The sequence below is a fragment of the Acetobacter senegalensis genome (assembly GCF_001499615.1).
Lineage (GTDB): Bacteria > Pseudomonadota > Alphaproteobacteria > Acetobacterales > Acetobacteraceae > Acetobacter > Acetobacter senegalensis.
In genome coordinates this window covers 361,302-385,458 of sequence record NZ_LN606600.1, presented here as the reverse complement: position 1 = coordinate 385,458, position 24,157 = coordinate 361,302, and the positions used below count along the sequence as shown (strand labels likewise).

22 protein-coding genes are annotated in these 24,157 nt (G+C 59.7%); 15 read left to right on the top strand and 7 right to left on the bottom strand.

Annotation, left to right across the window (positions count from 1 at the left end; all coding sequences use genetic code 11):
* Window positions 1-73: 73 nt before the first annotated feature.
* Complete coding sequence (gene hrpB, locus ASN_RS01640) at window positions 74-2,641, bottom strand: ATP-dependent helicase HrpB (protein ID WP_058987016.1); 2,568 nt, start codon at window positions 2,639-2,641, stop codon at window positions 74-76.
* Between the two features lie 164 nt (window positions 2,642-2,805).
* On the opposite strand from hrpB, the gene ASN_RS01635 reads away from it, so the two are divergent.
* Window positions 2,806-5,073 (top strand): TonB-dependent siderophore receptor, encoded by a 2,268-nt coding sequence (locus ASN_RS01635; RefSeq protein WP_231948322.1) that lies wholly within the window; start codon window positions 2,806-2,808, stop codon window positions 5,071-5,073.
* A gap of 57 nt (window positions 5,074-5,130) precedes the next feature.
* Here ASN_RS01635 and ASN_RS01630 read toward each other — a convergent pair whose 3' ends face one another.
* Window positions 5,131-6,117, bottom strand: coding sequence for a hypothetical protein (locus ASN_RS01630; RefSeq protein ID WP_058987015.1), 987 nt, complete (start codon window positions 6,115-6,117; stop codon window positions 5,131-5,133).
* Window positions 6,118-6,300: 183 nt separating this feature from the next.
* Between ASN_RS01630 and ASN_RS01625 the strand changes: the two genes are divergently transcribed.
* Window positions 6,301-6,651, top strand: a complete 351-nt coding sequence (locus ASN_RS01625; protein ID WP_035379400.1) for a zinc ribbon domain-containing protein YjdM — start codon at window positions 6,301-6,303, stop codon at window positions 6,649-6,651.
* A 267-nt stretch (window positions 6,652-6,918) separates the two neighbouring features.
* Here ASN_RS01625 and ASN_RS01620 read toward each other — a convergent pair whose 3' ends face one another.
* The 5 genes from ASN_RS01620 to ASN_RS01600 all read right to left on the bottom strand — a co-directional run bounded on the left by ASN_RS01620 (window position 6,919) and on the right by ASN_RS01600 (window position 11,287).
* Window positions 6,919-7,461 carry a flavin reductase family protein gene (locus ASN_RS01620; RefSeq protein ID WP_045542400.1) on the bottom strand — a complete coding sequence of 181 codons (543 nt, stop codon included), beginning with the start codon at window positions 7,459-7,461 and terminating at the stop codon, window positions 6,919-6,921.
* A 238-nt stretch (window positions 7,462-7,699) separates the two neighbouring features.
* The gene (gene hslO, locus ASN_RS01615) at window positions 7,700-8,650 is read right to left on the bottom strand and encodes an Hsp33 family molecular chaperone HslO (protein WP_058989049.1); all 951 of its coding nucleotides are present in this window, start codon (window positions 8,648-8,650) and stop codon (window positions 7,700-7,702) included.
* Window positions 8,651-8,771: 121 nt separating this feature from the next.
* A complete protein-coding gene (locus ASN_RS01610; RefSeq protein WP_006558525.1) occupies window positions 8,772-9,086 on the bottom strand; it encodes a hypothetical protein in 315 nt (104 codons plus the stop codon).
* A 3-nt stretch (window positions 9,087-9,089) separates the two neighbouring features.
* Complete coding sequence (gene argF, locus ASN_RS01605) at window positions 9,090-10,088, bottom strand: ornithine carbamoyltransferase (protein ID WP_058987014.1); 999 nt, start codon at window positions 10,086-10,088, stop codon at window positions 9,090-9,092.
* Window positions 10,085-11,287 carry an aspartate aminotransferase family protein gene (locus ASN_RS01600; RefSeq protein WP_058989048.1) on the bottom strand — a complete coding sequence of 401 codons (1,203 nt, stop codon included), beginning with the start codon at window positions 11,285-11,287 and terminating at the stop codon, window positions 10,085-10,087. Before ASN_RS01600 ends, argF begins: the two co-directional genes overlap by 4 nt.
* Before the next feature lie 242 nt (window positions 11,288-11,529).
* On the opposite strand from ASN_RS01600, the gene ASN_RS01595 reads away from it, so the two are divergent.
* The 13 genes from ASN_RS01595 (at window position 11,530) to ASN_RS01540 (ending at window position 23,983) form a co-directional block, all read left to right on the top strand.
* Window positions 11,530-12,207: a regulatory protein RecX gene (locus ASN_RS01595; RefSeq protein WP_058987013.1), complete on the top strand. Its 678-nt coding sequence runs from the start codon at window positions 11,530-11,532 to the stop codon at window positions 12,205-12,207.
* Window positions 12,204-12,653, top strand: a complete 450-nt coding sequence (locus ASN_RS01590; RefSeq protein ID WP_081473559.1) for a CHAP domain-containing protein — start codon at window positions 12,204-12,206, stop codon at window positions 12,651-12,653. The genes ASN_RS01595 and ASN_RS01590 overlap by 4 nt, the downstream gene beginning before the upstream one ends.
* A gap of 167 nt (window positions 12,654-12,820) precedes the next feature.
* Window positions 12,821-13,072 carry a twin-arginine translocase TatA/TatE family subunit gene (locus tag ASN_RS01585; RefSeq protein WP_006558530.1) on the top strand — a complete coding sequence of 84 codons (252 nt, stop codon included), beginning with the start codon at window positions 12,821-12,823 and terminating at the stop codon, window positions 13,070-13,072.
* Window positions 13,073-13,098: 26 nt separating this feature from the next.
* Window positions 13,099-13,719, top strand: coding sequence for a methylthioribulose 1-phosphate dehydratase (locus ASN_RS01580; protein WP_058987012.1), 621 nt, complete (start codon window positions 13,099-13,101; stop codon window positions 13,717-13,719).
* On the top strand, window positions 13,716-14,261 hold the full coding sequence (locus tag ASN_RS01575; protein ID WP_006558532.1) for a 1,2-dihydroxy-3-keto-5-methylthiopentene dioxygenase: 546 nt from the start codon (window positions 13,716-13,718) through the stop codon (window positions 14,259-14,261). Before ASN_RS01580 ends, ASN_RS01575 begins: the two co-directional genes overlap by 4 nt.
* Entirely contained in the window at window positions 14,258-14,968 is a 711-nt protein-coding gene (mtnC, locus tag ASN_RS01570; protein WP_058987011.1) for an acireductone synthase, read from the top strand. Before ASN_RS01575 ends, mtnC begins: the two co-directional genes overlap by 4 nt.
* A 2-nt stretch (window positions 14,969-14,970) precedes the next feature.
* Window positions 14,971-15,915: a bifunctional riboflavin kinase/FAD synthetase gene (locus tag ASN_RS01565; RefSeq protein ID WP_006558534.1), complete on the top strand. Its 945-nt coding sequence runs from the start codon at window positions 14,971-14,973 to the stop codon at window positions 15,913-15,915.
* Window positions 15,912-16,088, top strand: a complete 177-nt coding sequence (locus tag ASN_RS19810) for a hypothetical protein (protein ID WP_167541276.1) — start codon at window positions 15,912-15,914, stop codon at window positions 16,086-16,088. Before ASN_RS01565 ends, ASN_RS19810 begins: the two co-directional genes overlap by 4 nt.
* Window positions 16,089-16,294: 206 nt before the next feature.
* Window positions 16,295-19,225 (top strand): isoleucine--tRNA ligase, encoded by a 2,931-nt coding sequence (ileS, locus tag ASN_RS01560; protein WP_058987010.1) that lies wholly within the window; start codon window positions 16,295-16,297, stop codon window positions 19,223-19,225.
* 11 nt (window positions 19,226-19,236) lie between these two features.
* Window positions 19,237-19,722 (top strand): signal peptidase II, encoded by a 486-nt coding sequence (lspA, locus tag ASN_RS01555; RefSeq protein WP_035379489.1) that lies wholly within the window; start codon window positions 19,237-19,239, stop codon window positions 19,720-19,722.
* Window positions 19,723-19,776: 54 nt separating this feature from the next.
* On the top strand, window positions 19,777-20,307 hold the full coding sequence (locus tag ASN_RS01550) for a DUF3035 domain-containing protein (RefSeq protein WP_006558539.1): 531 nt from the start codon (window positions 19,777-19,779) through the stop codon (window positions 20,305-20,307).
* Between the two features lie 16 nt (window positions 20,308-20,323).
* A complete protein-coding gene (gene mutL, locus ASN_RS01545) occupies window positions 20,324-22,339 on the top strand; it encodes a DNA mismatch repair endonuclease MutL (protein WP_058987009.1) in 2,016 nt (671 codons plus the stop codon).
* 126 nt (window positions 22,340-22,465) lie between these two features.
* A complete protein-coding gene (locus ASN_RS01540) occupies window positions 22,466-23,983 on the top strand; it encodes a complex I subunit 4 family protein (RefSeq protein ID WP_006558541.1) in 1,518 nt (505 codons plus the stop codon).
* Window positions 23,984-24,157: the final 174 nt, after the last annotated feature.

The following is a 24,157-nucleotide window of genomic DNA, read 5'->3' as shown; positions in this document are numbered from 1 at the left end:
GCAATGGTGATGTGTTCTTGTTGTAACAAAACCGCATGAAATGTCATGAAAACATCACTCGTCACTGGCAGCATTATCGCTTTGGTGTGCGTGGTTTTGCGGGGGCAAGGGCCGGGTTTTCGGGCCATTCGTGCCGGGGGTAGCGGCCGCGCATATCACGCCGCATGTCTGCCCATCCCCCTTGCCAGAACCCGGCCAGATCCGCCGTGATGGCCTGAGGCCTGCCTGCGGGAGAAAGCAACGCCAGACGCAGCGGCACACGTCCACCCGCAAGTTGGGGTGTTTTGTCCGTGCCGTAGAACACCTGCGCCCGTGCCTCGGCTACCGGAACGGGCTGTGTGTAATCCACCTTGGCTGAGCCCCCGGGAAAAGGCAGGCTTGCGGGCAGGTGGGTATCCAGCCAATGAGTGCGGGCGTAACCCAGATGGTTGCGGAGCAGGGTGGTCAGGTCCAGCCCTTTGAGGTCTGTCAGGGAAGAAAGTCCTTCCAGCCAAGGCGCCAGCCAATCCTCCATGCTTGCAGCCAGTGAGCTGGCTGAAAATTCGGGCCAGTCTTCTTCCACCCCATGCGTGCCGCCGGGCAGGGTGCGCGCCCATTCCACGCGGGCCTGAAGCTGGCGTGCGGAATCACTCCATTCAAGTGCGGTTTCGGGTGATGCCTTGGCTTGGGCCAGTAACAGGGCGCTGGCGTCTCCGCTCTGCACCTTTTCCGTGCGGTCCCGCAGGACAAGGCAACCAATACGGGTGCGGCGACGTGCGAGAATATTGCCCGATACGGAATCAAGCGAGGTTTCAACCTGTTCCTTCGTGCGGTCCAGCAAGGCCGACGGCAATGCGTTGAGGTCGAGTGGCGCGGCCATCCGGATTTCGGCTGAAGTGCGCAGGTGCAGACTGGCCACCGCCAGCAGTTTTTTCTCTGCCAAAGTGTCATCACGGCGCAGGCGGGCATTGGTCCCGCTTGAAAGCCGGAAAGTGCCGGCCTCCCCGCGCGAGAGGGCAATGCGGTCAGGAAAGCCTGCGGCCAGTAGGGCGGCTGGGTCTCCGCCCGCCGGGTGTCGGGCTTTCAACCCAAGCCGCAGGCGGAAGCGGGCGGCTGCCTGCCGAATACGGGCCAATGCGCCCCGGTCTGCATCAGGGTGATCTCCACCTGCTATCAGGTCCAGGCGCAGAGAAATATCAGCCGGAGGAATGGGCGGAGGGCCAGCACGGCCAGCAGCACGGGGGCGCAGTGGATCACGCTCTTCAAGCAGGGCGGCAAGGTCAGCAGCCAGCGCGGCTTCTTCTTCTGTATTGGCCGCCAGCATCATGGCGGCCAGACGCGGGTGCGTGCCCAAAGCGGCCATATTGCGCCCAAGTTTTGTAATTTTACCGGCGTCATCCAGTGCGCCGAGCATGGTCAATAGCTCCCGCGCTGCCGCTACGGCGCTGCCGGGAGGTTGATCTGGCAGAGGGAGGGGGGCGTCATTTTCCCCCACGCTATCGGCCCACAGCGCTGTTGCCAGCACAAAATCCGCCAGATCGGCTTCCAGAATTTCCGGGCGGTCATGTTGGGGCAGACCGCGCTCTGTGGCAGTTGTCCATAAACAGATAGCGGTGCCGGGGGCTTCTCGCCCCGCGCGGCCTGCGCGCTGACGGGCCGCAGCTTTGGAAATGCGCACCGTTTCAAGGCGGGACAGCCCGGCCCCGGCGTCAAAGCGCGGTGCCCGTCTGAAACCGCCGTCAATCACCACACGCACGCCTGGAACGGTCAGAGATGTTTCAGCAATGGAGGTGGCCAGAATCACGCGCCGTTCTCCTTCCGCGCCGGGGCGCAGCACGCGGGCCTGTTCGGCTGGGGGGAGTTCGCCATGCAGGGGTAGAACGGTGGCTGCGCAGCCGTCCAGAAGCTGCATGGTGCGCCGGATTTCGCCCGTGCCAGGCAGAAAAACCAGAATATCGCCTTCCGTGTCCGCCAGCGCCTGCCGCACGGCGGCGGCGGTCACGTTTGTCAGATCACGTATGTGGGGAATATCGCGCTTGGCGTGCTGCACCGTCAGGGGGAACATCCGTCCCTCACTGGTGAGCACCGGTGCATTCATCAGGGCGGCCAGCCGTTCTGTTTCCGCTGTGGCGGACATGGCGACAAGACGCAGATCTGGCCGCAATGTGCGTTGCAGATCCAGGCAGAAGGCAAGGGCGAGGTCTGCTTCCAAAGACCGTTCATGCACTTCATCCACGATCACGCAGGCCACATTTTCCAGCATGGGGTCACCCAGCAGGCGACGCAGGAACAAACCTTCCGTGAGCACTTCAATGCGGGTGCGGGCGGATATGGCGGCATCCAGCCGAGTGCGATAGCCCACAAAGCCGCCGACCTCTTCACCCATCAGCGCGGCAATGCGTTGCGCTGCGGCACGGGCCGCCAGCCTGCGTGGTTCCAGCATGATGATGCGATCTGCCTCAGCCCGCCACGGAGCCTGCGCCAGAACCGGCGGCACGGTTGTGGTTTTACCCGCCCCCGGAGGCGCCACCAGAATGGCGGAGGGAGGATGCGTGTCAGACGGTTCCCGCGTGAGGGCGGCGTAAAGGCCCGGCAGCGCTTCCTGCACGGGAAGGCCATCAGCCAGAGAAAAGAGATCCTGAGAGTGAGGTGACGTTGGCATAGGCGCTTTATGACGCTCCGCTGCGAGGGCGGCAATGTTTGCGCGGCACGAAGTGGGGACGGAGTGAGGAGAAAAAATCGGAGCAAGACGTGTTGTTGTTGCTATTTATCACAAAAATGTTATATGAGAATAATTCTCATTCACTAAAAGAAAGCAGGGGCACGGTGGCACTCAAACGGTCGGCGGCACAGACGGCACAACAGGAGAGGCAGAAACTGACGGCGCGCAAGGCGTGCCATTATGGTGTTTTTCTGTGGAGTATGGCCACTGGCCTGCCTGTTATGGCGGCACAGGCAGCCGACACGGATGAAGACGCCAAAAAGAAAAGCCAGGAGCAAACCGCCGAGAGCGACGTGCCCAACAGTGTGGAAAATCTGGTGGTGCAGGGGGAGCGGCACAAAAACGCCACAACGGATGGCACCGGCAGTTACGTTGTAAAAGCCGTTTCCATGGGCAAGATGCTGTTGCGTCTGGATGATATTCCGCAGTCGGTTTCCGTTCTCAGCCGTCAGCAGATGCGTGACCAGAACCTGAATACTGTGGATGATGCGCTCAAGCAGGTGCCGGGCGTGAATGTGAACCTGTATGGTGATGGCACCGCAGGGATGACGGCGCGCGGTTATACGCTGACCCCTCAGTTTGATGGCGTGCCCTCAACTGGTGGCTTGCAAATGAGCCAGCAGTTTGATGTGGCAATTTATGATCGGCTTGAAGTACTGCGCGGCCCCAACGGCATGTTTCAGGGATCAGCCCCTCCCGGCGGCAGTGTGAATTTTGTACGCAAGCGTCCGCTTGATCATTTTAAGGCGCAAGGCTCTTTCAGTGGTGGGTCATGGAACAATCTCCATGCCGATGCAGATGTGACAGGCCCCCTGACGGCGTCAAAGCGTGTCACGGGCCGGTTGGTTCTGGCGGGCACGGATCGTGACTATTTCTATCAGAAAGCGCATGACCGGCGCTGGACCGCGTATGCGGATATTGATGTGCATGTGACCGACCATACCACCGTGTCTCTGGTGGCGATGGGGCAGAAAAACGATACCACCCGCTTTATGGGCCTGCCCCGTGCTGCGGATGGCAGTGACCTGCATCTGAGCCGGAACAGTTTTGTGGGGGCGGACTGGGGGCGCACCAGTTCTCCCATGTACGAACTGGGCGGCGAACTTGAACACCGCTTTGGCGGTGGCTGGCGCGCCCGGCTGAGTGGCCGCCACCGGATGACAGATAACACCCTGCATTACACCTATCTGAGTAGTGCTGTCACGGCACAGAAGCGCGGTAACTTTGTTGTCGCCAACTCGTTAATTCAGGATCAGTATGACGGTGCGGACCTGTATTTTACCGGCCCCGTACGTGTGCTGCACCATAAGATAGATCTGCTGATTGGCGGCAATTATGATTCTGATCTGATGGTGGACGGCGGCGCAACGCGATCATGGCGGACGGATACATCTTTGGCAGGACTGGATATTTTCTCGCCTGCCATTTCAAGCACGATCCAGCCGGATATCACGACCAAGTATCGGGAGCCGACAAAGCAGGGCGGTGTGTACGGATCAGCCCGTATTCATCTGTTGCCGTCGCTGGAGTTGCTGATGGGCGGTCGGCTTAGTTTTTACGAGTATAAGTATAAAAACATCTCGCAAAACACGCCTTATGTTATCAGCCAGAAAAACAACGCGGTGCCAACGCCGTATCTGGGGCTGGTGTGGCATTTTGTGCCCAACCTTACCGCCTATGTCAGCTTTACGGATACGTTTTCACCCCAGTCTGCCTATAGCCTGTCCGGGCGTTTGAAGCCTGTGCTGGGGCAGCAGATTGAAGGGGGGCTGAAAGGGAATTTCTTCCACCGCAACCTGAATGTGACCGTTGCCGGGTATCGGGTGGTTGAGCGCAATAAGGCGATTGAAGACGGTGATCAGGATCCCATTTGTGGTCGTTCCGGCACCAGCACCTGTTACAGGGCCGCAGGCAAGGTGCGCAGTCAGGGGGCGGAAGTGGAAATGATAGGCCGCCTGCTGCCGGGGTGGGATATCAATGCCAGCTACACCTACAATGATAACGTTATTCTGAAAGACAGCACGGCATCTCTGGTCGGGCAGGCTTATACCCCCAACTCACCCAAGCATCTGTTCAAACTCTGGACCCATTATCGTTTTGCCCCGCCGGAGGCAACGCGCAATGTGTGGAGCGTTGGTGGTGGCCTGACGGCGCAAAGTGGCACTTTTGGAACCTCCCGCACGGTGACACAGGGGAGCTACGTTGTTGCCAATGCGCAGATTGGCTATCAGCTTCGGCCTGAACTGAATATTACTGTCAACGTCAACAACCTTTCCAACACACGTTACTATCAGCGCCTCGGAAATATCTATTACTACAACTACTATGGCGAGCCGCGAAACTTTATGGCCACGGTACAGAGTGTTTTCTAAAACCTGGTTGCAGGGAAAGAAAAACCCCCTCCTGAGTGAAGGGAGGGGGAAGGGTATTCAGTTGCCTGATGAGGACGTGGTGCTTTTTGTCGTGGGCACCTTCAGATAACTGGGCTTGGGCGAAAGCGTTTTGGGCTTTGCGGTTGATGAGGTGCTGTCATCGCCCTCACCAGCAGGGAACACTGGGTCAGGTTCACTGCTGGAGGGTGATGCGGCGGGTGCCGTCGTGTTCTGAGGAGCCTCCGTGCCCGGCACGTCCACCTTGGGTGTTGTAATATTTGGCACCTCTACTTTTGGGGTGGTGATGGGTGCGTTGGTTGGCTCGGTGGTGGATGAGGCCGGTTCCGCTGTGGATGCGGTGGGAGAGGTGACAGCCTGCGTTGTGGCAGCAGCGGCGGGTGCTGCGAGTGTGGCGGGAGTGCTCTCACCGGGTTTGCCCAACTGCTGGGTCTGAATGGCAGAGCCGACGGGTGTGCCCCCGGCATCCACAAGCCACGTGCTTAAGGAATGGCGAACCTGATATTCAAGTTCCACATTCATCCGCTGCATCATGTTCTGTGTGATTTCGTACAGATTGGCCGGGCTATCCGCATCCCCTTTTGAAAGGTCAGGATGCACGGTGCTGCTTACATGGGCTTCAGCATGGGCGGCCTGCGTGCCACCGGGGTTGAGGATGTTCAGATGCACATCAATCTGCCCGTTCAGCGTGCCACCGGCATTATGCAGGATGGAGGCACGGTCAATCACGAACTGGGCGGTGCTGCCGTTGTTGCTGGCTGCGGCCAGCCGATCCTGAACCATCTGACGCACGGCCTGAACGGGGGGCGTGGGGGCACGCGCGCCAATATCGCCGGGAACAGGGTTGGTCACGGTATTGTCCACCACTGAAAGCGTGCTGACATTCAGGTTCATCTGGCTGAGGTAATCATAGCGCAGCGGGGCAAAGTGCGTGGGTTGCTGTTCGCTCGCACAGCCAGCCAGCAGGGCTGGCAGCACAAGGGCGGCAGTGAGCGACAGGCGTAACGGGCGAGAGAACAGCGTCATGGTGTGGACCCTTTCTAGTCAAAGATCCCGGATCAAACTCGGATGAAGGCAGGAGCCGAGACTCTGCCCCGCCAAATCCTGCCTTCGGTGGCGGCGGCGGTCAACGGCCCGTTATGGTGTGTGCTGCGCTTCCTATCCGGGCTGGCATGCAGTAGGGTCCGGCCATCAACAAGGAGAGTAAGTGTGGAGCGTAACCCGAGTTGCCCGACCTGCGGCTGTGAACACGTTTATCCGGATGGCAGCCTGTGGATCTGCCCGGAATGCGGGAACGAGTGGAGCCAGGACGCCACGGGCAACGATGCAGCGGAAGATACCAGCGTTGTGAAAGATGCCAACGGAAACGTTCTGACCGATGGCGATACCGTGACCGTTATCAAGGATCTGAAAATCAAAGGGTCTTCTCAGGCGGTGAAGGGTGGCACCAAGGTCAAGAATATCCGGCTGACCGATGGTGCGGACGGGCATAATATTGCCTGCAAAATTCCCGGTTTTGGCGCGATGAATCTGAAATCTGAATTTGTGAAGAAGTCCTGAGGAGCCATCTTTCCTAGGGATCAGAGGCTTCCCGAAAGGGGCAGGACGGTTTTTGAGAGCCAAGTTGCCCATCATAAAAACGTCCTGTCAAAACACTCTGTCTGCAAGCCCGGTGCCAGTGCATCGGGCGTACAGCTATTTGGTGTTTTTGTGCACATAAAGGCGGGCATCCTGACCCGGACAGCCCGCCGCACCAAGCCGCCCGAACTTGTTTTTCATTTTGGTGCTCTTTTGTCGGGAAGCCTTGTGTAGAAAAGGGCGGGGCTTTCAAAGGCCTTCAGGCAATTTTGACTGCATCATTTCTTTTCTATCAATTTTGCGGCCATCGACGATAAAGGTGCCGTCCCCTACCGCATGTAGGGTCCGTTGTTCCTTCCGGCTGGTGTCAAAATAGGCTTCAAGTCCTTCCAGAATAAGAATGTTGTGGCGGTCAATTCTGTCCACCAGCCTGCACTCGATATTGGCGAGGCATTCCTTGATAAGAGGCGCTCTAACATGGGCTGCTTTGAGGGGCGTGAGCGCGAATTTATCAAATTTGTCAGTATCTTCGCCTGAGCACGTGCCGATCCCCACCACGGTATCAATCATGTCCACAGTCGGAAGTGAGATCACGCACTCCTTTGTTTTTGTGAGTGCGGTATAAGAATAGTTCCATGGTCCGGTGGTAATGGCAAAACTGGCTGAAAAATCCAGCACCATGCTCCACGTCAGCGTCATGATGTTGCTTCTGGTGCCATCGTGCGTGGTGATCAGAAGAACCGGGCCGGGTTCCAGCAGCGTAAAAGCGCGGTTGAGGGGCAAATGCTTCATGTCATCCTCTCCTGCTCAAGCCTGTCCACACTGGCACAGTCTTGGTGAGAGCGCTCTTCAAAAAGCCAGCGCTTTTCAAAGGGGAACTCTGGCAGACCTGACGCGCAACCAGGCTGAACGTTACAGACCAAAAGAGGCGTCATGACGCTGGAAGCAAAACGGCCCATGCAACAGGGCTTGTGTGCATGGGCCGTTAAGGGATGTCTGGTTTAACAAAAGCCGAAAAAAGAAGGAGGTTTCAGCCCGCGTGAGATGAAATATCCTTCCGGGGGAACCGGAAGTCGATGTTGCAGAACTCACAGGTCATGACAATCTGGCCGTCATCCTGTGCCATATGGTCCAGATCATCATCCGGGAAGCCCTGAAGCACATCGGCCAGACGCGCGCGCGAGCACCGGCAACCATAGGCCAGAGCGCGCGGATGGCCTATTTGCAGATCTTCCTCATGGAACAGGCGATACAGGAGATCAGCCGGAGGCAGGCTATCATCCAGCAGTTCCCGGCTGGTGAGGGTGGTGGCCAGAATGGTCGCTGTTTCCCAGCTTGCATCGCCATCCTCATCTCCCACGACGTGAGAGCCGCCTTCACCTGCGATGCGCTCCAGTACCAGTCCGCCAGCGCGCCAGCCTGCGTCAGTCATCTTGCAGCTTAGATAGATCCAGCAGGCGTGCTGTTCACTGGTAGCGAAGTAGTGGGAGGCCATGGCGGCAAGATCGTCTCCCGCAATGTCCACAATACCCTGATGGCGGTCCGTATCCGGTCCCTGATCGACCGTCAGGGCAAGGTAACCATTGCCCAGAAGGTCACGGTCTGTCGGGTTGGGTGTTTCGGCCAGCAGCGCGTTCAGAGCATCTTCATCCGTGCGGGCGTAAAAGCGCAGTGCGCCTGTATCCGTGCAGTCCGCAACCAGCAGCGGCACAGGACCATCGCCCTTGATCTGAAGAGAAAAGGAGCCCTGAAATTTCAGGGCGGAGGCCAGTGCCGCCACCACCGTCAAAGCCTTGCCCGCCAGCCGGGTGACGGGGGCCGGGTGGTCATGGCGGGTCAGCAGCACATCCGCCAGCACGCCAAGGCGGATCAGCCGTCCGCGCACGGGGCGGCCTTGCAGGAAAAACGGGGTTATGCCGCCCGGCACAACCAGATCAGGCACATCGGGACGGTCACGGTCAAGAAAAGCGGGGGTTTGCATGATGGGGGGCCTTGAAAAAAGAAAACGGGCAGAAAGTGCGCGGAGGCCATCCACATAAATGCTTGAGAAAAAGCATCCTATGGCTGGCGGCGCTCTTCTGCCCGCGTCAACACGTTCTGCTTTAAATGGCGCTTGAAATGTCCAGTTCAAGCTTTTCCAGCTTCTGTTCAAGCGCCCGGCTGGTTTCAGCATCCATGTCCAGCCCATCTTTCAGAGCGCGTAGCAACCCCTGACGGCAGGCATCATGGGCGCTGTCCAGATCAGCAGCACGGCCGCATCCTGCCAGACAATCCAGATAGGATGCACGGAACGGAGCCAGCTTGTCTGCCGGGAACGGCAGGGTTGCCAGAATTCTGTCCAGCGAGTCTTCCACCCAGCCGGGGGCGGCGGGTGTTTCTTCCGTGCTGGTGGGGTGTGCGTTCTCCGTACCGCTCATTGCTTATTCCTTCCCGAAAGAAAGCCAGTCTGCGCCGCCCATGGCCCATGCCAGCACACCTTTCTGGGCGTGCAGGCGGTTTTCAGCTTCATCAAACACCACGGATTGCGGGCCTTCAAACACGTCCTTTGTCACTTCCTCTCCAATATGGGCAGGCAGGCAGTGCATGAACAGGGCATTGGGGGCTGCAAGTGCCATCAGGGCAGGATTGACCTGATAGGCTTCCAGCTTGGCCATGCGGGTGGCGGCTTCTTCTTCTGAATCAGACATGCTGATCCATGTGTCCGTCACCACGCAATCAGCACCTTTAACGGCTTCACGCGGGTCGGCCGTCCATTCTACAGCGCCCCCTTCACGGGTGGCCCAGTCCAGCACGTCCTGCGGTGGGCGCATGTCTGGCGGGGTGGCGGCACGCAGTTTGAACCCAAAGCGCACGGCCCCTTCAATCAGGGACACCAGCACATTGTTGCCGTCACCAGTCCAGGCAAAGGTGCGGCCTTTTACGGGGCCGCGATGTTCTTCAAACGTCAGAACATCTGCCAGAATCTGCACCGGGTGAGAGCGGGGCGTCAGGCCGTTGATAACGGGCACGCTGCTCCATTTTGCCAGATCAAGCAGGGAGCTTGTCTTGCCTGTGCGCAGCACCAGCGCATCTACAAAGCGGGAAAGCACGCGGGCGGTGTCGGCAATGGTCTCGCCCCGGCCCAACTGCATTTCGCCCGGTGTGAGGATAATGGCGTCCCCCCCAAGCTGCCGGATGCCCACTTCAAAAGAAACGCGGGTACGGGTGGAGGGTTTGGAGAGGATAATGCCCAGCATCCGCCCGGCCAGCGGCAGGCGCGGATGCAGTGGGAACCGCCGCCCCTGCTGCATGGTCTTCATGCTGCGGGCAACATCCAGAATCTGGCGCAGGGTTGCCGCGTCCAGATCTTTCAGGTCAAGAAAATGGCGCGGCCCGGCCTGGGTCTGGGTAGGGGAGACGGTGGAAAGGGCAGCGCTCACGGGGTTGGCTCCAGAACTGTCTTGTTATTATGGCTATTGGAAAAAACGGCCTGCCGCAGGCGGGATACCGCTTCCATGCAGTCTTCTTCCGTAATGGTAAGGGGCGGCACCAGACGGAGAACATTGTCTCCGGCCGTTACGCACAACAGGCCGGCATTTTGTGCGGCAGCCTGCACTTCCCCTACTGGCGGCACGCAACGCAGGCCGATCAGTAGGCCAAGGCCACGGCGTTCGGAAAACACGCCCGGCGCTTCCTTCACCAGTTTATCCAGCTGGGTGTCCAGCAGTTTGGCGCGCGCCTGCACCTGCTCAAGAAAGCCCGGGGCCAGCAGAACATCCAGCACGGCGTTGGCGGCGGCGCAGGCCAGCGGGTTGCCGCCAAACGTGGTGCCGTGGGTGCCGGCTGTCATGCCTTTGGCGACCGCTTCCGTTGCCAGAACAGCGCCGATGGGAAAGCCGCCGCCCAGCCCTTTGGCGGTGGAGAGCACATCCGGCTTGATGCCTGCCCATTCATGCGCAAACAGCTTGCCGGTACGGCCAACACCACATTGCACTTCATCAAGTGCCAGCAGCACGCCCGTTTCATCACATAGGGCACGCAGCGCCCGCAGATACTCAGGCGAGGCAACCTTGATGCCGCTTTCACCCTGAATGGGTTCCAGCATCACGGCGGCGGTACGGGGCGTGATGGCGGCCTTCACGGCCTCGATGTCATTGAACGGCACATGCAGGAAGCCCGGAACCGGCGTGCCGAAGCCTTCCAGATATTTCGGGTTGCCTGTGGCGGAGAGCATGGCCAGCGTGCGGCCATGGAACGCGCCATCCATGCAGATGATTTCCGTCCGTTCCGGGTGGCCTGCAAGAGCCTGTGCCCGGCGGGCGAATTTCACCATGCCTTCATTGGCTTCCGCGCCGGAATTGCAGAAGAACGCGCTATCCGCAAAGCTGTTATCCACCAGCCGCTGCGCCAGCTTTTCAGCCTGCGGAATACGGAACAAGTTGGACACATGCATGACCTTGGCGGCCTGCTGCTGCACGGTCTCCACCAGATGCGGGTGGCCATGGCCAACGGAGCATGTGGCAATGCCAGCAGCAAAATCCAGGAATCGTCGCCCGTCCGTGGTGTACAGCCATGCGCCTTCGCCACGCTCAAAGGCGAGGTCAGCGCGGTTGTAGGTAGGGGTCAGGGCTGGAATCATGGAGGTTATCTTTGTGTTGCTGTCATTGTTCAAAAAAGGGACAAAATCACGCAAAACAGAAAACGCCCGCTGCCTGTGTGGAGCGGGCGACCCGTTGCGGACGCAATGATGACTGCGTTGTGCAGCCAGAGTCAAACGCAGAGTGCGAAAATCATACATGAAACTGTCACATTTCTTGCGTGCAGAGATGTGCTGACGTCATGAATAGTCATTTCGGTGTGTTTTGAGGCATACTCTCTTGCATGGCGTCTTCTTCCTCTTCCGGGCCTGACAGCCCACCACCTCCTCCTCCTGATCGCGCAGCTTTGCGAGAAGCGGCTTTGGCGCATCTGGCCCGTTTTGGCACCACCCGCCATGGGCTGGAGCAGGTGTTGGCGCGCCGTGTGTCCCGGTGGGAGCGTGCGGCGCTGAAAGCCGGGGCGGAAGCGGATGAGGTCAGCGCCGCGGTTGCCGCCCTGAAGCCCGTCATTCAGGCCGTGGCGGCGGATATGGTGCAGCTTGGCGCGGTGAATGATGAAGCCTTTGCCAGAGCGCGAGCCAAAAAGCTGGTGCGCTCCGGGCGATCAGGCAAGGCGGTGCAGGCGCATCTGGCTGCCCGAGGGGTGGAGGCAGATGTGCGCAATGTTGCCTTGCAGGATGTGGTGGAAGGGTTTTCTCCTCAGGAAACAGAGCTTTCAGCAGCTCTGGTTCTGGCCCGCAAACGGCGGCTGGGGCCTTTTGCGGGCAGGCCATCGCTGCGTGCGTCTTCTTATGAGGAAGAGGAGGGGCAGGATGAGAGGCAGAAAGCCATGGCCGAGCGGCAGCGCGCGCTTGGTGTGCTGGCCCGGTCCGGTTACGGGCGGGATGTGGCAGAACGGGTGCTGGATATGGAGCCGGAAGAAGCCGGACGATGGATGGAGCGGTTGAGGTCCGAATCGTGAAGCGATACGTGTTTTTGCTGCTGCCGCTTTTTCTGGCGGCCTGCGGCGGTGGGTGGAATGGCTCCGTGCAATGCGCCCCTTATGCCAGAGAGCACTCTGCCATTAATCTGCGTGGTGCCGCAGCCAGTTGGTGGAACCAGGCACGCGGCCAATATGCACGGTCTTCCGCGCCGCATCAGGGAGATGTGCTGGTGTTCCGCTCTACGCGCCGGCTGCCATCTGGGCATGTTTCCGTGGTGCGGAAGGTGGAAAACTCCCGCCTTGTGCTGGTGGATCACGCCAACTGGGAGCCCGGGCGGGTGACGCATAAGGCGCCGGTGGAGGACGTTTCTCCTGCCAATGACTGGACGCGCGTGCGGGTATGGTGGTCACCTGTTCACGGGTTGGGGAAAACCGTTTATCCTGCTTATGGCTTTATAGAGCCCATTGTGATGGGCAGTAGCTGAGAGACGCTGGCGGGGTCGGGCGTTTGGTATTGCCGCGGCGGGTTTTGCGGTCAGATGCAGGAGTTCGGGCTTGCATGAGAAGACAAGCGCCGCCATGTGGTCTAAGACAGACGCAGGATTAGATGGGCCGTCCCGGCTGTGTCGGCATGTAAGCAGAGGACTGTTGAATGGGTAGCTTGAGCATCTGGCACTGGCTGATTGTGCTTGTGGTTGTGCTGGTGGTTTTTGGTGGCGGCGGCAAGATCAGCTCCATGATGGGAGACTTCGCGAAGGGGATCAAATCCTTCAAGAAGCACATGGCGGATGATGAACCGATGGATGATAGCGCCAGCCGCCCCAACGGGCATATTGCGCCGCCTTCGGCCACCACGCCGGTTGAGCCTGTTCCCGCAGCGCGGGACAAGACACCGCAGCCCTGAACCCAAGGCGCTGGCAGGATCAAGGTATGAGCGAGAGCATGACGGATTTCGCGCGGGCCGTGCAGGATATTCTCACGGCCGGGCAGCGTATGGATTCCCGCGGATGGGTACCCGCCACGGCTGGTAACATCAGCCGCAGGCTTGCGGATGGCCGTATCGCCATTACCCGTTCCGGTGGTCATAAAGGGTTTTTGCAGGCGGCGGACGTTATTACCGTGGATGAAAACGGTAAGCCGCACCGCGCAGGGGATAAACCCAGCGCCGAGACGTTGCTGCATTGCCAGATCTACCAGCAGGACCCTACGGCGAGTGCTGTTCTGCATGGGCATTCCGTGGCGTCTACCGTACTTTCCATGGTGGAAAAAAGCCCAGCCCTGCACCTGTCTGACTATGAAGTGCTGAAAGTGTTTGAAGGGCAGACCACGCACGAGACAACGGTGCCGGTACCCCTGTTTGATAACGATCAGGATATTGCCCGTCTGGCCACGGTGGTGGCTCCGGCGTTTGGGGCCATGCCAGCAGGGTACATCATTCGTGGCCATGGTGTGTATGTGTGGGGCAAGGACATGCCAACCGCGCTGGCCCGGCTGGAAGGGTTGGAGTTCCTGCTGGCCTGCGCTCTGGAAAGAAGGAAGCTGGGCGTATGAGCACACTGACCATCTTTCAGGATACGGTGCCTGAAAAGCCTGTTCTCCTGACGCATGATCCGGTTGAGATTGCCGCCGAACTCAAGCCGCTTGGCGTGCGCTTTGAACGGTGGGAAGGGCCAGCCATTCCCCCGCGTGATGCGGATGAGGAAGCGGTACTGGCAACCTACCGTCCGTTTCTGGATAAACTGATGGGGGAAACAGGCGCGGGATCAGCGGATGTTCTGCGCGTGGATGAAAACACCCCTAATCGGGAAGCGCTGCGCGGCAAGTTTCTGTCCGAACATATTCATAGCGAAGATGAAGTCCGGTTTTTTGTGCATGGTGGCGGCCACTTTATCCTGCATGTGGGAGACCGTATCTATGATGTGGAATGCACCCAGACAGACCTGATTTCCGTGCCGGAAGGCACAAAGCACTGGTTTGACGGCGGGCCCGAACCCGATTTTGTCACGCTGCGTATCTTTACCCATAAGGAAGGCTGGGTTGCCGATTATACCGGCACGGATCTGGCCCACCGTTTTCTGGCGTATCCTCTATGAGTGTTTCTGCTGCTCCCCGTGTTGTGCTGCTGGATATTGAAGGCACAACAGCCCCGGTTTCCTTTGTGCATACGGTTCTGTTTCCCTATGCCCGCACGCATCTGCCACGCCTGATTGCCGAGCGGAAGAATGACCCTGTGGTCAAGGACGCTCTGGCGGAAACCGAACGGCTGGCTCCCGGCGTGCCGCCGCTTGAGCAGCTTGAGCGCTGGATGGATGAAGACGCAAAGGTAGCCCCCCTCAAGGCTTTGCAGGGCATGGCATGGGCGGAAGGGTATAAGCGTGGGGAACTGGTAGCCCGTCTATATCCGGACGTGGTGCCCGCGCTGGAAGCATGGTCTCGCGCCGGGATTGAACTGGCTGTGTATTCCTCAGGCTCCGAACCCGCGCAGAAGCTGATTTACGGCCATACCGAGCAGGGAGATGTGACGCCCCTGTTCAGCCGTTTTTTTGATCTGCGCGTAGGCGGTAAGAAAGAAGCTGAAAGCTACAGGGCTATTCTGTGGGAAACCGGCTGGCAGGATGAGGACGTTCTGTTCCTCTCCGATGTTACGGCGGAACTTGAGGCCGCGGCGGAAGCCGGGTTGCGCGTGTGCCAGATTGTGCGGCCTGAAGATGGTACAGTCGCCGGGGAAAAGTTTCCAACAGCGGCAACCTTGCCAGAAGCGGCAGCGCTGTTCGGCCTGCCGGGTGCGGAGCGCGCGTAACCATGCGGGCGCGGCTGCACCAGAACTGGCAGGATATTCCCGTAGAAGCTCGGGGCTGCGCTGCGGCCCTTGGTAATTTTGACGGGGTGCATCTAGGCCATGCTCATCTGGTGCATACCCTGCATACCACGCGGCCAGATCTGCCGCTGGCGGTGGTCACGTTTGACCCGCATCCGCGAGAACTGTTTCGTCCACAGGACCCACCTTTCCGCCTGACCCTGTCGGATGAGCGGTTTGCCGCACTTGCAGCGCTGGGTGTGAAACATGTGTTTCAGATCCGGTTTGATGAAGCCTTTTCTCTCATGCCCGCCGAACGGTTTGTGGAAGACGTGCTGTATGAGTCCCTGGGGCTGCGGCATGTTGCCTGTGGGCCGGATTTTGCGTTCGGGCATCGGCGTGGTGGCAGTGTGCCATTTCTGGCTGAGCGCACGGCTGAACTGGGGGTAGGGTTTACGGCAGTGCCTGCTCTGGCAGATAGTGGCGGGCCTTATTCGTCCTCCCGTATCCGCCGTCTGTTGCAGGATGGCTACCCTGAACGGGCCGCGGAAGAACTGGGGCGGCCATGGTTTATTCGGGGTGAAGTGCAGCATGGGGACAAGCGGGGCCGCCTGCTGGGGTTCCCCACCGCCAATATCCCGCTTGGTCGGCATCTGGAGCCTGCCCGTGGGGTATATGCGGTAACGGTGCGCCTGCCAGATGGCAACACGCGGCCCGGTGTGGCTAATATTGGCCGCCGTCCCACCATTGATGACGGGCAGGAAAGCCGGGTTGAAGTCAATCTGTTCGATTATGAGGGGGATCTGTACGGCCAGACCCTTTCCGTTGCGTTGCACCGCATGCTGCGGGCGGAAAAACGCTTTAACGGACTGGATGAACTGAAGGCCCAGATAGCGCAGGATGCACAGGCCGCCCGCACCGTGCTGGACGCGGAACTGGCAGGGTCATGACGGCCGTTTTCCCTCATCTTGTTTCATGCCTTGTCGGCATACCGTTAATGGCGAGTGCCCGGCATTTTTGGGTTCCGCCGCATAACGTTGTGATGTCTGCCGTCATTATCTACAGTGTCTATGTGGGGGTAAATTATGGCGTCAGAACACTGATTTTCCCTCGTAAAACGTAAGCAGGTCCTCTGGCGTGCAGTGCAGTATCCGTTGCAGCACACCGGTTTTTCGCCTGATTTTGGAAAAGGGGAGCAACCCGTTATGTTGTGTTGCTTCTTGACCCTTTTCCTTTGCGCTTTGATAACACGTCTTTCGCACTGGTGCGCCATCCGGGCACCTGTTGCGTGTTGAGCTGAACCCGAACCAGAGTGACACCTGCCGTTCCATGTCTACATCCAGCAGCGACCCAGAAAAGACCTCTCCCGCCGATCTGTATCGCGATACGGTCTTTCTGCCCCGCACGTCCTTTCCCATGCGGGGGAACCTACCCAAACGGGAGCCAGACTGGCTGACCCGGTGGGCGGAAATTGGGCTGGATGAGCAGATTAAACAGCAGGCGGAAGGGCGTCAGACCTTCACGCTGCATGATGGCCCCCCCTATGCAAACGGACATCTGCATATCGGGCACGCGTTGAATAAGATCATCAAGGATGTGATCAACCGTGCTCACCGGATGTCCGGCTATGCCGTTCGGTACGTGCCGGGGTGGGATTGCCACGGCCTGCCCATTGAATGGAAGGTTGAGGAAGAATACCGCAAGGCCAAGCGGGACAAGGATTCCGTGCCTGTGCTGGAATTCCGTGCGGAATGTCGTGCCTATGCGGGCAAATGGCTGAACGTGCAGATGGAAGAGTTCAAGCGGCTGGGGGTTCAGGCTGAATGGGCCAACCGCTACGCGACCATGGATTTTTCCTCCGAAGCGGCGATCGCGGAAGAAATTGGCCGGTTCCTGCTGAATGGCGGTCTGTATCGTGGCCTGCGTCCGGTTATGTGGAGCCCGGTTGAAAAGACCGCTCTGGCAGAAGCCGAGATCGAATATCACGATCATAAATCCACCACCATTCTGGTGGCCTTCCCGGTGGTGAAAGACCCGACCCCAGCCCATGCGCTGGCCGATGTCTCCGTGGTGATCTGGACCACCACGCCATGGACCATCCCCGGCAACCGGGCACTGGCTTACGGGCCAGAGATCACTTACGTGGTGCTGCGGGTGGATGACACGGGTGAGGGCGCTCTGCTTGAACCGGGTGCCAAGGTGTTGGTGGCCGAAGCTCTGGTGGATGCCTTCTGCAAGGAAGCCCACGTTACCGCGCATCATGTGCTCTATACGCTGCCGGGCAGCGCGCTGGAGGGGGCCGTGTGTGCCCATCCGCTGCGTGGGGCCGGGTATGATTTTGATGTGCCCATGCTGCCGGGTGAGTTTGTCACCACGGAAGCAGGGACCGGCTTGGTTCATATGGCCCCGGCCCACGGTGAGGACGATTTCCGCCTGTGCTGCGCATATGATGTGGAAGTGCCCGAGGTTGTGCAGGACGATGGCACCTACGCGCCATGGGTGCCCGGTTTTGCGGGTGTGCATGTGTTCAAGGCGGCTGATGTTGTGTGCGCCACGTTGACAGCCGTGATGGAGCAGGCCAACGCGAACGGTCTGGCCCCGGCAGGGCTGGTGGCACGGGGCGAACTGGTTCATTCCTACCCACATTCCTGGCGGTCCCGCGCGCCGGTGATCTACCGCGCCACGCCGCAATGGTTCATCCGCATGGATGGAGAAGGCGCACTCCGCAATAAGGCGCTGGACGCACTGGATGATGTCACCTTCGTGCCCGCACAGGCGCGGAACCGGCTGACCTCCATGATCCAGAACCGCCCGGACTGGTGCATCAGCCGCCAGCGCGCCTGGGGTGTGCCGATTGCCGTGTTTGTGGAAAAACGTACGGGCGAAGTCCTGCGTGACGCCACGGTGATGAAGCGTGTGGTTGACGCCTTCCGTGAGGAAGGGGCGGACGTCTGGTACAGCGCTCCGGCTTCCCGCTTCCTTGGCCCGGACCGTAACCCTGATGATTATGAACAGGTGTTCGATATTGTCGATGTGTGGTTCGAGAGTGGGTCCACCCATTCCTTCGTGCTGGGTCAGCCGGGTCTGAGCTTCCCGGCAGATCTCTATCTGGAAGGGTCTGACCAGCATCGTGGCTGGTTCCAGTCCTCTCTGCTTGAAAGTGTGGGCACGCGTGGCATCGCCCCGTTCAAGGCGCTGGTGACCAACGGCTTTGTTCTGGATGAACAGGGCCGCAAGATGTCCAAGTCTCTGGGCAACGTGGTGGCCCCGCAGGACGTGAATGACAGCTTGGGCGCAGATATCCTGCGTCTGTGGGTCATGAATTCTGACACCAATGAAGATCTGCGCATTGGCAAGGAAATCCTGAAGCAGCAGGGCGAGCTCTATCGCCGCCTGCGCAATACCCTGCGCTGGCTGCTTGGGGCGCTTGATGGCTACACGCCTGAAGAAGCCGTGCCATACGCAGAACTGCCGGAACTGGAACGCTGGGTTCTGCATCGTCTGACAGATCTGGGCGGTCTGATTGCCCGCGCAGTGGAAACGCATGAATGGGTTGGTGTCTATCCCGCCCTGCATGGCTTCTGCACAACTGATCTTTCCGCCTTCTACTTCGATATCCGCAAGGATGCGTTGTATTGCGATGCGCCAGACAGCCACCTGCGCCGTTCTGCCCGCACTGTGCTGGATCATCTGCACCGCTGCCTGACCACATGGCTGGCGCCCGTACTTGTGTTCACGGCGGAAGAAGCATGGACAGCCCGGTTTGGTGATGTGGAAAGCGTGCATCTTCAGGCGTTCCCGGACATGCCTGCGGAATGGAGTGACCCGGCACTGGATGAACGCTGGGCTGGCCTGCGGGCCGTACGCCGTATCATCACCACCGAGATTGAAGGGGCGCGGCGTGATGGCACGATCGGCTCTTCCCTTCAGGCACAGGTGGAACTCACGCTTTCTCAGGAGGAAGCCGCGCACTTTGCCAACGTGAACTGGAGCGAACTGGCCATTGTTTCCCACGTGGAGGTGATGATCGATCCGGAAAGCAGCTCGGTTTACGTGGAGGGCTCGGAAGGCGGCACGCTGCACGGCGCGCCTGTTGTGCGGGCTGCCGAGGGTGAAAAATGCGTGCGGTGCTGGAAGGTACTGCCCGAAACTGGCTCCCGGCCAGAATTCCCGGGCCTTTGCCTGCGCTGTGCGGATGTGGTGGAAACCACATTCAAGGCATCGGCGGTGTCTGCTGCTGCGGGGCAGGAGGGCGCGTGAGCAAACCCTTCATGCTTCGTCCCTTTGGTTTGGGGCTACTGGTGCTGATGCTGGCGCTCTCGGCTGATCAGGTGAGCAAATACTGGATTCTGTATGGGCTGGACCTGCCCAACAAGGGATCCATTGCCCTGCTGCCGTTTCTGAACTTCACCATGGTCTGGAACCATGCCGTCACCTTTGGCATGTTTGGTGGCGTTGGCAATGCGGGCCGGGTGGTGTTTTCCGTGGTGGCGCTGGCGGTAGCCTGCTGCCTGCTGGTATGGATGGCCCGTACCCCCAGCAAGCTGACAGCCGCCTGCGTGGGGGCTATCACGGGCGGGGCCATAGGGAATGTGATAGACCGCGTGCGCTATGGTGCCGTGGTTGATTTTATTCATGCCCACGCTTTTGGGTGGTCATGGTATGTATTCAACGTTGCTGATTCCGCTATAGTGTGTGCGGTCTGCGTTCTGCTGGTGCAGAATGTCCTTATGGGCAGGCAGCAGCAGACGACATGAACAAAAGCAACCTGCCACTCTGGCAGGCTGGGCAGGAAGGATAAAAGGCAGAAGATGGCGCGCCGTGTCTCGACACTGATTTCTCCGCTGCTTCTTCTCGGCGGGTGTGCAATGCTGACCGGGTGTTCCGGTTCAGAAGCCGCACGTGCGTTCGGGCTCGAACGCAGTATGCCAGATGAATATACCGTCACCACGCGCGCGCCGCTTTCCATGCCGCCGATGGATGAACTGGCCAAGCCGGTCAGCGGTGCGGACCGCCCGCAGGACGAAAGTGAACGCCTGCAGGCGCTGGAAACCCTCTCCCCCGATGTGGCTCTGCATGGGGAGGGCGGCTCAACCAGCGAGGGCCAGAGCATGCTGGTCAGCTCCGCCACGGAAGCGTCTGATGCACCGGATGAAGGTGAGCTTGGGCAGGCCGGGTCTGGCTTTGTGCAGCAGCTCATGTTCTGGAAAGGCGGCAAGGCAGGATCGGTTGTGGATGCGGATGAAGAAAACCGTCGTCTGAAAACCAATGCGGCCTTGGGCAACAAGCCCACAAAAGGGGTAACCCCCACACAGCATCCTCCCAAAAAAGGGCTGTTCTGATATAAGGGGTCTGATCATGTCAGACCCTTTTTTTTCTGTCCCTTCGCCTGAACCGGATAGCACGCTGCCGCTGCGTCCTACGTTGCGCCGCCTGCCGGAAGTGCTGGTCAACCGCATTGCCGCAGGTGAGGTGATAGAACGCCCCGCCGCTGCACTGAAGGAACTGGTTGAAAACGCCATAGATGCCGGAGCCCGCAGGCTGGACGTAAGTCTGGAACGGGGCGGCATAGACCGCATTATCGTCACGGACGATGGGTGCGGCATGACGCCGGATGACCTGCTTCTGGCGGTGGAACGGCACTGTACCTCCAAACTTCAGGACGAATCGCTGGTGCATATCCGCACGCTGGGGTTCCGGGGAGAGGCGCTGCCTTCTATCGGCGCGGCGGCGCGGCTGACGATTACCTCCCGCACACCGGGGGAGACCGGCGCGTGGCGTATTCATGTTGAAGGCGGCAAGATTACGCCTCCAGAACCCAGCGCGGGTGCGCAAGGCACCAGCGTTGTGGTGGAAGATCTGTTTTTTGCCACCCCGGCCCGCCGTAAGTTTCTGAAAAGCCCCCGCGTGGAGGGCAACCACGCCGAGAGTGTAGTGCGTCGCTTGGCGCTGGCCGTGCCGGAAACAGCTTTCTGTTTCACCATGGATGACCGGGTACTGTTTGATCTGCCTGCTCAGGATATGGCGGCGCGTACGGCGGCTCTGCTGGGGGCGAACGAGGCCGATGGATTTCTGAGCATTCACGGCGAGCGGGATGGCATGGTGCTGTCCGGCTTTGCATGCGGGCCGTCCGTGCATCGCGCCACAGCGGCGGGGCAGTTCATGCTGGTGAATGGCCGCCCGGTGGTGGACCCTGTGCTGCGGACGGCGGTGCGCGTGGCTTACCGGCGGGTGATCGAACCCGGCCGTCACCCCGTGGTGGCGCTGATGCTTACCATTCCGCCTGACCGGGTGGATGTGAACGTGCATCCGGCCAAGACAGAACTCCGTTTTGCAGATGAGGCATCCGTCCGCTCCCTCGTGATCGGCACGCTGACCCGTGCGCTGGAAGGGGGCGCGGGCAATGCTGGCGTAAGGCCCTCTTTCTCTGCCTTGAAGCCGGGACGTATCTGGTACCCGCCAGAGAAAAATGCGCCGCCTGTTGTGCCTGCTCCTGCGCCGGGACGCACAATTCTGCCCTTACGGTCCGGCTCGGGATTTGCGGAACCGCGTCTGGGTTTGGGGGATGCTCCAACCGCCCGCATGGTCTCGCCTTTCCAGCAAGGTGATGGTCAGACGGGGTGGGATGCCGGAACTGTGCCGTCAGGCTTTGCCTCTCCATCTCCCTCTGCAGAGGGGGCTTTCCCCGATAATGGGAGTGCGCCAGCACCCGCTACTGGTGTGGGACACATGCCCGACTCCATGCCACATGACACGGCATATCAGCCTCTGGCGGAGCATCCGCTGGGGGCTGCGGTGGCGCAGGTGTTGGATACATATGTGATTGCCGTGGCGGCAGATGGCAGTCTGGTTCTGGTGGACCAGCACGCTGCGCATGAACGGCTGACCCATGAGCGCCTGCGCGAGCAGTTTCTGGGAGGCACGGTAACAGCCCAGCGTCTGCTGGTGCCTGACGTTGTGGAACTGCCCCGCCTGCAGGTGGAGTTGCTGGTCGCCAGACAGGCCATGCTCTCCAGACTGGGGATCGAGATTGAAGCCTTTGGCGGAGACGCCGTGCTGGTTCGGGCGTTGCCAGCCATGCTGAACAGCAGTGATGCCGTCGGTTTGCTCCGTGATCTGGCGGATGAACTGGAAGCGGACGAAAGCGGCAACCCGGACGAAATGCCATCACTGGATGGCAAACTGGATGCCGTGATTGCGCGTATGGCCTGCCATGGCAGTATCCGGGCCGGGCGGCGGCTGACTCGGGAGGAGATGGATGCCCTGCTGCGCCAGATGGAAGCCACGCCGCGCGCGGGTACATGCTCTCATGGACGGCCAACCTGGTTGAAACTGAGCAAAAAAGATCTGGAAAAACTGTTCGGCAGGCGTTGAAGAGTGCGTGAGCACCGGCTGAAACAGCTGGTGCTCGGCGGAACGTGAACAGGGCTTGTCTGGTCTGGGCAGGTAAAAAGGCGCAGGTTGCGGATGATGTGATGCAACCCGGATGGTAAGAACACCGTGCACTCCACCCTGCTTTCCCTGATCACCTATCTTCCTCTGGCCGGGGCGTTACTGGCTTTTCTGTCTGGCGGCAGCGGCCCGGAAAAGGACCGCATCACCCGCTGGCTGGGGTTATGGACCAGCCTTGGTGTGCTGGGCCTGAGCGTGGTGATGTGGCTTGGCTTTGATCCCGCCCAGCCCGGTTTGCAGTATGAAGCGCGGTTAGGCTGGCTTTCAGAGTATGGCATTTCCTACCATACGGGGGTGGATGGCATTTCTCTGGCCTTCATTCTGCTCACGGCCTTCCTGACCCCCTTGGCCATGGCTGCCGGGTGGCGCACGGTGCAGACGCAGGCGCGGGATTTTGTGGTGGCCATGCTGATGCTGGAAACCGCCCTGTTTGGCGTGTTTTCCGCGCAGGATCTGGTGCTGTTCTATGTGTTTTATGAGGCCACGCTGATCCCTGCCAGCCTGATGATTGGCGTGTGGGGCGGGCCGAAGCGGGTGTGGGCCTCGCTTCAGTTTTTCCTGTTCACCTTTGGCGGATCACTGTTCATGCTGATCGCGCTGATTGTGATGTGGCTGCACGCGGGCACCACGGATATTCCCGCGCTGATGCAGGCCGGGTTCTCCTGGCAGTTGCAGATATGGCTGTTGCTGGCTTTTGTGCTGGCTTTTGGTGTCAAACTGCCGCTGTTCCCGCTGCATGCGTGGCTGCCTGACGCGTATTCCGAGGCTCCGGCCCCAGCATCTGCCATGTTGTCCGGCGTGCTGTCCAAAACAGGTGCCTATGGTCTGCTGCGGTTTGGGGTGCTGATGTTCCCGGATGCCGCCCACGCCTTTGCGCCTTACGTGCTGGCGCTGGGTGTTGTGGCTATTATCTATGCCGCATTCATCGCCTTTGCGCAGACAGACATGAAACGCGTGATTGCGTATTCCTCTTTCTCGCATATGGGCATGATCGCGGTGGGGCTGTTTACTCTCACGGCTGAGGGCGTTGATGGCGCAATCTTTCAGATGCTCTCCCACGGGGTGGTGATTGCGGCACTGTTCTTCTGTGTCTCTGCCGTGGCGTGGCGGTCTGAAACGCGTCAGATTGACGCGCTGGGCGGCGTTGCCCGCCAGATGCCCGTTCTGGCCCTGCTGACCATGCTGTTCACCATGGCCAATGTCGGCCTACCCGGTACTGGCTCCTTTGTAGGGGAACTGCTGGTGCTGATGGGGGCCATTCATGTGTCTTTCTGGGTCGCTCTGCTGGCTGGTAGTACCATGATCATGGGGGCTGTTTACATGCTCAGCCTGTATCGTCGGGTGCTGTTTGGCAGCGTCAAAGGCACTGTTGGGCTGCTGCGGGATCTGACCCCGGCAGAAATTGCCGTGCTGGCTCCGCTGGCTATTGTCACTCTCTGGATGGGTATTCACCCGGGCAGCTTCACCCGCCTCTTTGATCCCGTGGTCATGCAGAGCATGGCGACCGGCGCGCAAAACGTGGCGGCAGCTTCCGCTCATGCTGCGACACAGCTTGCTGCCCGGTAACGTGCAGGTGTGGGCTGGTGAGGTATTTCCCAGCACGCAATGAGGCGAGGCGCATTTTTGAAAGCGAGTTTCCTCAGTCAGATGCAAAGAGACAACCTGACTGAGGACTTATGGGGTGAAGGGGCGGTGGAAAACCGTCATGGCCCCCAAGTGGGGCAGAGTTTACTGTCGGCA